This window comes from Micromonospora sp. DT201 (assembly GCF_049841575.1).
Classification (GTDB): Bacteria; Actinomycetota; Actinomycetes; order Mycobacteriales; family Micromonosporaceae; genus Micromonospora.
In genome coordinates, this window is record NZ_JBNCKP010000006.1 from 213,273 (window position 1) to 226,838 (window position 13,566).

The following is a 13,566-nucleotide window of genomic DNA, read 5'->3' on the forward strand; positions in this document are numbered from 1 at the left end:
ACGGCGGCCACCGGGGAAGGACGCTCGCTCAATCCAGACTGACCGCGCCGGCCATCCGGTCGGTGTTCTCGGTCGGGCGGCCAGCCGAGTGGGCGTGCGCGGGTAGGACCCGGCGCCGGCGGTAGCGGCGCAGCTGAACGAACGCGCCCAGGCCGACGATGAGCAGCGCCACCGCCGCACCTGCGGACCAGAGCCAGGAGATGCCGGTGTCCTCGGCGGCCGGGGCGACAGCGCCGGCCGGGAGTAGATCGGAGTGGGTCGCGCAGACGAGTGGCTTCGTACCACCCTTGGCGGTGGCACAGGCGACCGTGGCGAGTCGCAGCAGATCCTTCGGCGTCTCACCGACCCGGGCCACGGTGGTGAAGGTCGACTCCTGACCCACCTTGAGATCGGTGGCCCAGGTGACCGCGCCGTCCCGGGCCTTGCCCCCACGGTCGGCGGAAACGAAAGTCAACCCGGCCGGCAGGCTCTGCGAGACCTTGATGTCGGACACCTGCGCGGTGCCGAGATTGCGGACGGTGAGCCGGTATGTCAACTCGTCGCCGGCTGCGACCTCGGTCCGGCCGTCGTCCACCGTGATGCTGAGCAGCGGCCCGGCCGGTGAGGCCGACGCGGACGGCTTCGGCGTCGGGGCCGCCGCCTGCGCCGAGGAAGCCGCCGGCCCGGCCAACGCCCAGGCTGCCAGCACGGTCGCCAGGACAGGGATCCTTCGCATGATGCTCCTCAGGGTGTTACTCGGTGATTGCCACATATTCCAACGTCGTGGAGTACTCGTCGGCTACGACCGCGGGGATGCTCACCTGGTAGTCGTTGCTGATCGCGTCGCCACCGGCCGACGACGGACCGGACTGTCGGTGCACGACGACCGCCGTCTGATCGGAGAGATCCCGATAGATGGTGGCGCCGGTCTCGCGCACCCGTAGGTTCTCGATCGGGATGGTGTACGGGTTCGCGGGGTTGGCCCCGACCAGTTCCGGATCCAGCCCTCGCACGGTGACGGCGTAACCGGTCGGGCTGTTGGTGGTGACGGTCATGGTGACTGCCTCCTGCTCGCCGACCACCTGCGAGGGTCGACCGGTCAGGGTGAACCCGGCCGGCAGCCCGGACAGGGTGATCGACTGCGCGGTCACGGTGACGGTGGCGGTGCAGTCGGCAGCGCCACCGACCGTCGGGCAGGTGTTGCCAAGCGCGGTGGAGGTCACGGTGTTGACCAGGCTCCCGTCGCCGGATTGCGGCTCGTTCACGGTGACGCGGTAGCTGATCGAAGCGGTGGCGCCGACCGGCAGGTCGCCGGTCCAGGTGAGCACCGGGGCGGTGTAGGACAGCGTGCCCGTGGTGGTCGTGGCGTCACCGGCGTACACGGCGTCGTCGAGGACATCCACCAGCGAGTCGGTGACCGTGACGCCGCTGTAGGCCGACTGCCCACTGTTGGTGATCAGCACCGAGTACTGCACGGTGCCGCCGGCGACGATGGTGCCGGTGTCCGCGGCCTTGGTGATGGTCAGTGCCGGGATCAGGACCGCGACCGTGGCGGTGCAGGCCGGTGACCCCGGACAGTCCGCGCCCACGGTGCTGGAGCTGACGGTGTTGATGAGGCTCTGGTCGCCGGTGGCCGGGAAGTTCACCGTGACCGAGTAGGTGATCACCGCGACCGCCGCGATCGGAAGGTCACCGGTCCAGGTCAACACCGGTGCCGCGTAGGAGACTAGACCGGAGTCCGCGGAGGCGTCCGCGTTGTAGACGGCGTCGTCGAGCACACCGGTGAGCGAGTCCGCGACGGTCGCACCAATGTACGGCGACTGACCGGTGTTGGTGACCGTGATCGTGTACGTGACCGTGCCGCTTGCGGTGACGGTTGCGGTGTTCGCCGTCTTGGTGATGCTCAGCCCGGGGATCAGGATGGCGACTTGGGCGGCGCACCTCGGGTCGGTGTTGCCGACCGCGCAGTTGTTGGCCGCTGCGGCGGAGGTAACCGTGTTGACGAGGGTGCGACCGCCAACCTGACTGTCGCTGACCGTCACCGTGTAACTGATCGTCACGGCGGTACCGATCGGCAGGTCACCGGTCCAGGTCAATACCGGTGTCGCGTAGGAGACCTCACCGGAGCTGGCGGTGGCATCGGAGTTGTAGACCGCGTTGTCGAGCAGGCCGGCGAGGGAGTCGCTGATCGTCGTGCCGACGTACCCGGTCTGGCCGGTGTTCGTGGCGGTGATGGTGTAGGTGACGGTGCCACCCGGTGTGATGGTGGGGTTGTCGGCGGTCTTCTCGATGACGAGGCCAGGCAGCAGCACCGCGACGCTGACCGTGCAGGCGGGTGCGGGCGAGGCGGTCGGGCAGTTGCTGCCGGGTGCGGTGGAGGTGATGGTGTTGGCCATGACCCGGTTGCCGGTGTCCGGGTTGTTGACCGTGACGGTGCCGGTGATGACGACCTGCCCGCCGATCGGGATGTCGCCGGTCCAGGTGACGACGGCGCCGACCACGGTCAGAGTGCCGGAGCTGACGACCTGGTCGTTGTTGGGCCGGGCGTCGTCGAAGCGGTTCGCGAGGTTGGTCGTCGCCTGGATGCCGAAGTACGGGGTGGAACCGGTGTTGCTCAAGGTGACGGTGAACCGGACCACGCTGCCCGGCGTGGTGGTGGCCACGTTGGCGGCGTTGTTGATGTTGAGCTGCGGGATGAGCACGGTGACGGTGACCGTGCAGGCCGGGTCGGATCCGCCGGCCGGGCAGTTGCTGCCCGGAGTGGTGGAGGTGACGGCGTTGGTCATGCTCCGGTCACCGTCGGAGGGGTTGTGCACTCCGACCGAGTAGGTGATCACAGCGCTGGCGCCGATGACGAGGTCGCCGGTCCAGGTCAGGGTCGGCGACGTGTAGGACACCCCGCCGACAGTGGCGACCGCGTCGTTGTTGTAGGTGGCGTCGTCGAGCACGGCCGTGAGGTCGTCGCTCAGGGTGGCCCCGGTGTAGTCGGTCTGGCCGCTGTTGGTGACGGTGATGGTGTACCCAACCGTGCCACCGGGTGTGGTGGTGCCGGCGTTGGCGATCTTGCTGATGCTCAGGGCCGGCAGCAGCACCTGGACGGTCGCGCTGCAGTCTGGATCGGAGCCGCCCGGCGGGCAGTTGCTGCCGGAGGCGGTGGAGCTGACCGTGTTGGTCAGAACCCGCTCGCCGGTCTGCGGGTCGTCGACGCTGACCGTGTAGGTGATGGTCACCACCCCGTCGATGGCCAGGTTTCCGGTCCAGGTGAGCAGCGGCGCGCTGTACGTGACGACGCCCGAGCTGGCGCTCGCGTCACCGTTGTAGGTGGCGTCGTCGAGCAGGCCGGCCAGGCTGTCCGTGACGGTGGCCCCGGTGTACGCGGTCTCGCCGACGTTGGTGACGGTGATCGTGTAACCGACCGAGCCGCCGGGGACGGTGGTCGCCCGGTCCGCGGTCTTCAGCACAGTCAACGCCGGAATGAGGATCGTGGTCGTCGCCGTGCACGCCGGGTCGGTGCCGCCGGTCGGGCAGTTGTTGCCCGGCACGGCGGAGCTGACCACCGAGGTCATGATCCGGTTGCCCGCGTCCGGGTTGTTCACCGTGAACGAGCCGGTGACGGTGAGCACCGCGCCAACCGGCAGGTCACCGGTCCACCGGATGGACGCGGTCAACGGCACCAGGACCAGGGTGCCGGTCGAGGCCGCCGCGTCGCCGTTGTAGGTGCCGTCGTCGACCGAGCCGGCGAAGTCGGCCGAGATCTCGATCGCGGTCAACGGGGTCGTGCCGGTGTTGGTCGCCGTGGTGGTGAACACGACCGTGCCGCCCGGGACCGAGCTGGAGGGGGACACGCTGTTGAGGATGGTGAGCACCGAGACCGTCACGGTGGCCGTACAGGCCGGGAGGGTGTTGCCCACGGGGCAGCTGCTGCCGGCGGCTGCCGAACTGACCTGGCTGGTCAGGAGGCGATTGCCGGTGTCGGGGTTGGCGACCGTCACCGAGTAGGTGATCGTCGCCGTCGACCCGGGCGCGAGGGTGCCGGACCAGAGCAGGTTCGGGCTGGTGAAGGTGACCGTGCCGGTGCTCGCGTTGGCGTCACCGTTGTAGGTGGCGTCGTCCAGCAGCCCGGCCAACGCGTTGGTCACCGTGACGCCGGTCTGCGCGGTCTGTCCGTTGTTGACGATGGAGATCGTGTAGCCGACCGTGCCGCCCGGGGCCGTGCCCGCCGTGTCGGCGGCAATGGTGATGCCCAGGCCGGGCGTGAGCACGGCCACGAGCACCGAGCAGTCCGGGTTGGAGCTGGCCGGTGGGCAGGTGCTACCGGCCTCCGTCGAGGCAGCGGTGTTCACCATCAACTTGTCGCCCAGGTCGGGGTTGTTCACCGTCATGGTGTACGTGACGACCGCGCTCGTCCCGGCTGCGAGATCCCCGGTCCAGGTCAGCGTCGGCGCTGTGTACGACAGGCCGCCGACGGTGGCCACGGCGTCGGCACCGAACGTCGCGTCGTCCAGCGCACCGCTCATGTCGTCGGTGACCACGGCGCCCAGGTACGGCGCGGTACCGGTGTTGCTGATGGTGATGGTGTAGCTGACCATGCTGCCGGGCGTGCTGACGGGCGTGTTGGCGACCTTGACGATGCTCAGCGCGGGCACCAGGACGTCGACCCGGACGGTGCAGCGCGGATCGGTGCCGCCGACCGGGCAGTTGTTGCCCTGGATCGCCGAGGTGGCCGTACTTGTGATGATCTTGTCGCCCGGGTCCGGATTGCGGACCAGGAAGGTGCTGGCGATGGTCACCACGCCGCCGACCGGCAGGTCACCGGTCCAGGTCAGACCACTCGGTCCCACGACGAGGATGCCCGAGGTTACCGTGTCGCCGATCGGGATGGCGTCGTCGAGCAGACCGGCACCGCCGAGGTTGACGGCGGCGCCGAAGTAGGCGGTGCCGCCGTCGTTGGTGATGGTGGTGGTGAGGACGACCGTGCCGCCGGGCAGCACGGTGGCCATGTCGGCGGTGTTCAGGATGGTCACCTGCGCGACGGTGACCCCTGTGGTGCACCGCGGGTCGACGCTGCCGACGGCACAGTTTCCGCCGTCGGAGTCGGAGACCAGGGTGTTGACCATCGAGTTGTCACCGGTGACTGGCTGCACCGTCACGCTGTAGGTGATGGTCACCGTCCCGGCTGCCGGTACGTTGCCGGTCCAGGAGAGCACCGGCGCGGTGTAGTCGATGGTGCCGACCCCGCCGGCCGAGGCGTCGTTGTTGTAGACGGCGTTGCCGAGCACGTCGGCAAGCGAGTCATCGAAGGTCGCGCCGAGGTACGGGCTGCCCGCGGAGTTCGACACCCGCACCGTGTACGTGACCACCGACCCGACGGTGGCCGAGGCCGCGCTGGCGGTCTTGGCGAACGTCAGTTGGGACGCCTCGACGACCGCGACGGTGACCGTGCAGGTGGGGTCGGTGCCGCCCACCGGGCAGTTGGCGCCCGCCTCGGCAGAGTTGGCGACGTTGGTGAGAACGTCGTCGCCGAGGGCGGGATTGTCGACGGTCACGGTGTAGGTGACCGTCACGGTCGCGCCGACCGCCAGGTCGCCGGTCCAGGTGAGCACCGGTTCGGCGTAGGAGACCGTCCCGGCCGTGGCGCTCGCGTCCGCGTTGTAGGAGGCGTCGTCGAGGACGCCGGTCAGGTCGTCGGCGACGCTGGCCGCGGTGTAGTCGATCTGTCCGGAGTTGGTGATGGTCAGCGTGTAGGGCACCGCACCGCCCGGCAGTGCCGTCGTGGCAGTCGTCGACTTGGCGATGGTCAACGCCGGGGTGAGGACGAGCACGGTCGAGGTGCACCCGGGTGCCTGGGCCATCGTGGTACAGGAACTACCCACGGCGGTGGATTGCAGGCTGTTGACCATGGTCTTGTTGCCCGGGTCGGGTGAGAGCACCACCACCGAGTAGGTGATCGTGACGACCGCACCGACCGCGAGGTCACCGCTCCAGGTAAGGGTGGTGCCGACGAAGGCCAGCGTTCCCGCGCTTGTCACCGCGTCGCCGCTGTACGTCGCGTCGCCCAGCACCGCCGCCAGCGAGTTGGCCACGCTGATCGCGGTGTACGGCGAGGTACCCGAGTTGGTGATCGTCACGGTGTAGCCGACGGTCTGCCCCGGCACGGCGGTCGCCGTGTCCGCGACGACGTTCAGCGCGAGGCCCGGCACCAGCACGGCGATGCTGACCGAGCACCGTGGATCGGTGCTGCCCACCGGGCAGTTGTTGCCCGGGGCGTCCGAGAATGTCACGCCGGTGAGCAACAGGTCGCCCGGGTCGGGGTTGAGCACCGTGAGGCTGCCGCTCAACGAGATGGTCGCGCCGATCGGGATGTCACCGGTCCAGACCGAGCCGGTCGTGCCGACGGTGAGCGTGCCGGAGGACGCCGTCTGGTCGCCGTTGCCGACGACGTCGGGGGCGAAGCCACTGCCGTCGAATTCCACGCTGACGCCCTGATAGGGGACCTTGCCGGTATTGGTGTAGGTGGCGTCGATCCGGATCACTCCACCCGGTGTGGTGGTGACCACGTCGGGAGTGAGGGTGATCAGCAGCCGGGCCACCGGCACGCTGACCGTGCAGCGGGTGTCGCTGCCGCCGATGGTCGGGCAGTTGCTGCCCGCCGCTGTCGAGCTGACTTGATTGGTCAGGATCAGGTCACCGGCGACCGGGTCGTGCACCGTCACCGAGTAGGTGATGGTCACCGACGCCCCGATGGCCAGGGGTCCAGTCCAGACCAGGTTGGGGCTGACGAAGCCGACCGTGCCGGCGGAGGCCACCTCGTTGTTGTTGTACGTCGCGTCGTCGAGCACGCCGGCCAGCGCGTCGGTGACGGTCAACGTCGGGTACGCGGTCTCCCCGGTGTTGCTGATGGTGACGGTGTAGCCGACGGTCGCGCCCGGCGTGGTGGTCGGCACGCTGGAGGCTTTGGTAATGGTCAGTGCCGGCACGAGCACCCGCACGGTGGCGGTGCACCGCGCGTCGCTGCTGCCCGTCGCGCAATTGCTGCCCGGGGTGCTGGAGACCACCGTGTTGACCATCGACTTGTCGCCCGGGTCGGGGTCGAGAATGGTCATCGAGTAGGTGATGGTCGCGGCAGCGCCGACGCCCAGGGCGCCCACCCAGCTCAGGTTGGGAGAGGTGTAGGTGACCGTCCCGGACGTGGCCGTCGCGTCACCGTTGAAGGTGGCGTCGTTGAGCGGGTTGGCCAGTGAGTCGGTGAATGCCGCCGCCGCGTACGCCGACTCACCGGTGTTCGTCACGGTGATGGTGTAGGTCACCACACCGCCCGGGACGGTGGTGGCGCTGTCCGCGGTCTTGACGATGGTCAGCCCGGGCAACAGCACCGTGACGGTGGCCGTGCAGGCTGCGGCAGGCGTGGCGGCCGGGCAGTTGTTGCCGGGCGCCGTCGAGCTGAGCGTCGAGGTCAGCACCCGGTTGCCGGTGTCGGGGTTCGACACCGTGACGGAGAACTGAACGGTGACGGTCGCCCCTACCGCGAGCGCGCCGGTCCACGTCAGCACCGACCCAGACACCCCGACGGTTCCGCTGGTGGCCGTGGCATCCGCGTTGTAGACGGCGTCGTCGAGCACGGCGTCCAGCGGGTTGGTGACGCTTGTCGTCGCCGGGTACGCCGACTCGCCGGTGTTGGCGATGGTGATCGTGTAGGTGATCGTGTCGCCGGGTGTGGCGGTGGCCGCGCTGGGGGTGTTGGTCAGGGTCAATCCAGGCAGCAGCACGGCGACCGTCGTCGTGCAGCGGGTGTCGACGCTGCCGGTGGCGCAGTTGGCGCCGGGCGTGGGCGAGACGAGCTGGTTGACCATCGACCGGTTACCGGTAGCGGGATCGCTGACCGTCACCGAGTACGTGATCGTGGCGGATGCGCCGACGGCGAGGTTACCGGTCCAGGAGATGGTCGGGCTGCTGTAGCTGACCACGCCGGAGGTGGCGGCCGCGTTGCCGTTGTAGGCGGCGTCATCGAGCACCCCGACCAGCGAGTCGGTGAAGCTCGCCCCCACATAGGCGGACTGGCCGGTGTTGGTCACCACGATCTGGTAGGCCACCACCGAACCCGGGGTCGCGCTCGGCACGCTCGCCGTCTTGAGCAGCGTCAGCCCGGGGATGAGGATGGGCACCGACGCGGTGCACCGCGCGTCGATGCTGCCGGTGGCGCAGTTATTGCCGACCGCCGAGGACGACACCACGCTGGTCAGCACCCGTCCGCCGGTGGTCGCCGAGCTGACCGTCACGCTGAAGGTCACGGTCACCGTGGCGCCGACCGCGAGGTCGCCGCTCCAGGCCAGGTTCGGACTGGTGTACGACAGCGCTCCGGCGGTGGTGGTCGCGTCATTGTTGTACGTCGCGTTGCCGAGCACCCCGGCCAGCGAGGTGATGGCGCTGATGCCCGTGTACGCGGTCTGCCCGCTGTTGGTGATGGTCACCGTGTAGCCGACGGTGGAGTTGGGCGTCGTGGTCGCGGTGCTCGCGACGTTGGTGAGGACCAGGCCCGGCACCAGGACGGTGACCGTCACGGTGCAGCGGGCGTCGTTGCTGGCCGCCGGGCAGTTGCTGCCCAGGCTGCCGGAGCTGACCGTGTTCGTCATGACTTTGTCGCCAGGGTCCGGGGCGCGCACGGTCATCGTGTACGTGATGGTGGCGGTCGCGCCGACCGCCAGCGCGCCGGTCCAGGTCAGGTTCGGGGAGCTGAACGAGACCGAGCCGGTCGTCGCCGACGCGTCGGCGTTGTAGACCGCGTCGTCGAGTGCCGCGCCCATTGCGTCGGTGAAGGTCGCGGCCGGGTAGGCAGCCTGGCCGGTGTTGGTGACCGCGATCGTGTAGCTGACCACGTCACCGGGGGTCGCGGTGGTCCGGTTCGCGGTCTTGAGGATCGTGAGCGCGGAGATCGGGACACGGGCCGTGCACCGGGCGTCGACGCTGCCGGTGGCGCAGTTGCCGAACGCAGGCGAGGTGACCGTGTTGGTCAGCACCAGATCACCGGTCGACGGATTGGCCACGGTGACCGAGTAGCTGATGGTCACGGCCGCGCCGGCGGCCAGGTTGCCCGTCCAGGTCAGGGTCGGGCTGACGAACGACACGCTGCCCGAGGTGGCGGTGGCGTCGGCGTTGTAGGTCGCGTCGTCCAACACCTCGCCGAGCGGGTCGGTGATCGTCACGCCACTGAGTGCGGCCGAGCCGGTGTTCGTCGCGCTGATCGTGTAGTTCACCGTTCCGCCGGCCGCCGCGGTGGACACGTTCGAGGTTTTCGTCACGACCAGCGGCCCGGTGGTGATCACCAGCGTTACGGGTTGGGTCGCCTGCTGTCCGGCGGCGTCCACCACTCGCACCGTGAAGGTGGAACTGCCCGCGGTGGTGGGGGTGCCGGAGAGCAGACCGGTGCTCGCGTTCAGGGTGAGACCCGGCGGTAGCGTCCCCGCGCTGACCGACCAGACGAACGGGGCGGTGCCGCCGTTGACGGTGAGCTGAGTGCTGTAGGGAATGCCGACCTGGCCCGGCGGCGGCGGCGGGAACGTCAGCGTCGGCGACGCGGTGATACCCAGGGAGACCGTCCTGATCGCGGCCTGGCCGAAGGAGTCGACCACCCGGACGGTGAACGAGAAGTTGCCGGCGGTGGTGGGAGTGCCGGAGAGCAGACCGGTGCTCGCGTTCAGGGTCACCCCGGGCGGCAGGCTGCCCGCGCTCACCGACCAGACGAACGGCCCGGTGCCCCCGTTCACCGTGAGTTGAGTGTTGTAGGCGATGCCGACCTGCCCTTGCGGCGGTGGCGGGAAGGTCAGCGTGGGCAGCGGCGCTATGACGATGCTCAGCGCCTGGGTGGCTGCCTGGCTGCTGGCGTCGAGCACCCGGACGGTGAAGTCGAAGGTCCCGGCGGCCGTGGGGGTGCCGGAGAGCAGACCGGTGCTCGCGTTGATGGTCACCCCGGGCGGCAGGCTGCCCGCACTGATCGACCAGGCGAACGGTGCCGTACCACCGTTGACGGTGAGCTGGTTGCTGTAGGGGACGCTGACCTCGCCGGCGGGCGGCGCGGGGTTGGTGAGGCTGGGCGACTGGTTCGGGATGACCGGCGCGGACTGCGCCGACGGTGGTCCGGCACCGCCCGCGTTGCGGGCCGTCACCGTGAAGGTGTACGCGGTGCCCGGCGTCAACCCGGTCACCGTCTGGGTGGTTGCCGCGCTGGCGAAGGTCTGCGGGGTCTGCGCCACCCCGCCGATGTACGGGGTGATGACGTAGGAGGTGATCGGGCTGCCGCCGGTGCTGGGTGCGGTCCAGGTCAGCCGGGCCGACGAGTCGCCGGCGCTGGCTGCGGTGATGGTGGGTGCCCCGGGCACCGCGTACGGCACCACCGCGTTCGACGCCGGACTCGTCGCGCTGGTGCCGATCGAGTTGACCGCCGCGACGGTGAACGTGTAGCTCGCTCCGAGGGTCAGCCCGGAGATGACCCGGCTGGTGGTGGACGTGTCGTAGGTGATCGGGGTCTGTGCCACCCCGTTCCGGATCGGGGTGACGACGTAGCTGGTGATCGGGCTGCCGTTGCTCGCCGGTGCCGTCCAGTTCACCGTGGCGCTGGCCAGGCCGGCGGTCGCGGTGGGCGCGGCCGGAGTGGCCGGTACGTCGGTGTAGACATAGCTGGCGGCGGCGGCGACACCCCGGGTGACCACTGTGACGTTCACCGTGGCGGCACTGCTGCGCGCGGGCATGGACGAGATGCTCAACGTCCCGTCGCCGTTCACGGTGAAACAGCCGGCGGCCGGGCCGGACGGGCAGGGCAGGAGGACGACCGGCGTGCCGGCCTGCTGCTGCGCCGTGGTGCCGATCTCGATAGCGGTCGCCCCGGCGATGTCCGTCCCGCCGACCGTCACCGCGACGCCACCGGCAATCGTGCTCGTCGCGGGCGAGACGGTGATCCCGCTCGGTGTCGCCGGCGGCGTGCCCACGACCGTTGTGGTGGAGATTGCGGGATTGGCGTCGATGGACGAGGCGGTGACCGTCGACTGGGTTTGGATGATCGACGGTGTGACGGCGGACCCGGTCACGATGGCGACCACCGAGATCGGTGGCAGCGATGTCCCGTTGGCGAAGGGTCCGTTGCTGTTGGTGCAGGTGACGGTCTGCCCCGTTGGAGCCCCGCAGACCCAACCGCTACCGAACGCGCCCACCGGCACCACACCCGTCGGCGTGGTCGCAGTCATCGAGACCGGGGCGGTCTCGTTGGCGCCGACGGCGACCGAGGGAACGACCGTGTAGTTGACCGGATCACCGGGTTGGGGGTTCGGGCCGGTGTAGCTCGTCTGCGTGACGTTCAGGTCGGGCACCGGGTTGAAAGTCACCACATTGGTGTTGTCGACCTCGTGGTTGTCCACCACGGAGCCAGTGGACGCCACCCAGCCGAAGGCGAGTTGGCGCGGGATGCCGTTGCTGTTCAGCCAACTCGGTGAGGGGTAGAGGCCGGCGGCGACTGCGGGAAGCGCCCCCTCCAGGACCCGCGAGACGCTCGCGCCGACCGGCCGGAAGACCACCATGTAACGTCCGGCCGCCACCACCAGACCGGAGTCGGTGGTGAACGACGAGGTGGTCGGGTTGATGACCACCTCGACCGGCACGACCGAGGCGGCGCGGTTGTTCGCCCGCAGTGGGACCACTGGCGACGACCCGTTGGTGGCGGTGCTGTTCAGCCCGCAGTAGCCGACCGTGCCCCGACCGGGTCCCCGCACGAGCACCTGACCCGGAATCCTGGAGGCGGTGATGAAGGCTGGGTCGGTACAGCCGCTCCCCTGGTAGGTGGTGGTGCTGTAGTTGCCGAAGACGTCGAACCCGATGCCCAGGTAGCCGTTGGCCAGACCGGGCAGTGTCCTCGTACCGGTGTAACCCAGCCCTCCCCCGGACTGGCCGATGGTGGCCGGCGCGGCCGGGTTGGCGGGGTCGACCGCGGCGAGGACGAGGGTCATGCCGTCCGCGCCGCCGGTGTTGCCGTACTGGTAGAGGTTGAAGGTCATGTCCAGACCGGACGCGGTGGGCACGCTGGTCGCCCCGAAGAGCCCACCGGTCCGGTTGATGGTGGCGTCGGTGAGTCGCAGCTTGCCGCTGCCGGGCGCGTCGGTCTGCGTCGCACAACTGTGCAGCGCTCCGGTGCTGACGTTGCCGGAGGCGCTCAGGCAGGCGAAGTTCGAGGTGGTGGACGACGCGGGCAGGGCCGGCAGGACGATCGGCCCGAGTCCGTCCGGGGTGTTGTTGTGGAAGGGCTGGTTGAACAGGACGGTGCCGGCTGCCTCGGCGGCAACCGGGTTGAGCACGGCGATCAGCGTAGCCAGCAACGTGGCGACGAGGCCGAAGGCGGTGCGGCGTCGAACCCCGCCGCGACCGGTCCGGCCCCGCCTCACCGTAAATCCATTCACCATCGCCATGTGCATGCGTCAACCCTTCATAAGCCGCAGTAAGGGTATGACAGCCAATAGCCGCACTTGGTCCATAATTGGCAAAAAGGGGACAAATCGCCGACGGGTAGCGCGTCGCCTACCGGCCCCGGTGGCCAAGGACCGGCGCTGGCGCCGTCTGGTGCTCTCCGTCAGCAACCACCATGGACGCAGCCGGCGTCACCGCAGCGTGCTCGACCCGGCGGCGCCGGAGCATCCAGCCGAGCAGGAGCACGAGCACGATGCCCCCCACCGCCGGACCAATGAGGTGCAGCGGGAGGATGACGACCGTCGCCCGCGCGCTCCCCGACCGGCCGTCCGGGTTCGACACCGCGACGGTCACCCGACAGACGCAGACCAGGGGTGGATCGTCCCACCGGGTGCTGACCTGTCGACTGCCGTCCCGCAGCAGGGTGAAGTCGGGAAACCTCACGTCCCCTCCCGCCACCCGGGCCCGCAACTGGTCAGCCGCGACGAAGTCGCGATGGAGGGTGCCGACGTTGCGTACCGTCGCGGTGAGCGCCAGCGGACCACCCAGCGCGAAACCGGGCACATCGACCTCGGCGACCTGCACCGAGTCGATCGCGTCGCCCGGCACGGTGACGTAGACCGGCGCTCCGACACTGCGGCGGACCCTCATCCCAGGAGCATCTGCCGGCGGCGGCGCCGAGAAGATCACCGCGACCTGATGCTCGCCAGGCTCGGCGCTCGCCGGCACCGCGATCCGGAGGTCCACCAGTTTCACCGCACCGGGGGCGAGCCGAAAACGCTCCGGGCCCACCGTGACCCACTCGATTGCCGTGTGTGCCGCGTCCGAGGAGAACGTCAACTCTCCGCTGGAGTCCACCGCGAAGCTCGCCGTTCGTGTCGACACGTCGATCGCCGACCGACCTCGGTTGGTCACGGTGAACTGCCGCAGCTGCCCGATCTCGGCGGCCGGTACGACCATCCGGCTGGGACTGACGGTCAACGAGAAGTCCGACTGGTCCGGCGGAGCAGCGTTCGCCGGCACAATCGGCGTCATTGCCAGCAGCACCAGCAGCACGGCACCTGAAATGTGAGGCAAGGTCGACACCTGTCCAGGGTGGATTTGGGTGGAATGCGGGGTCTTATCCTAACTGGAGATGACCGC

Annotated in this window: 3 protein-coding genes; all 3 read right to left on the minus strand. The window is 69.4% G+C overall.

Annotation, left to right across the window (positions count from 1 at the left end):
* Positions 1-28: 28 nt before the first annotated feature.
* Positions 29-715, minus strand: coding sequence for a hypothetical protein (locus ACLQ28_RS14350; RefSeq protein WP_425686740.1), 687 nt, complete (start codon positions 713-715; stop codon positions 29-31).
* Positions 716-731: 16 nt separating this feature from the next.
* Positions 732-12,401, minus strand: a complete 11,670-nt coding sequence (locus ACLQ28_RS14355; protein WP_425686741.1) for a putative Ig domain-containing protein — start codon at positions 12,399-12,401, stop codon at positions 732-734.
* 133 nt (positions 12,402-12,534) lie between these two features.
* Entirely contained in the window at positions 12,535-13,509 is a 975-nt protein-coding gene (locus tag ACLQ28_RS14360) for a hypothetical protein (RefSeq protein ID WP_425686742.1), read from the minus strand.
* Between the last annotated feature and the right edge of the window lie 57 nt (positions 13,510-13,566).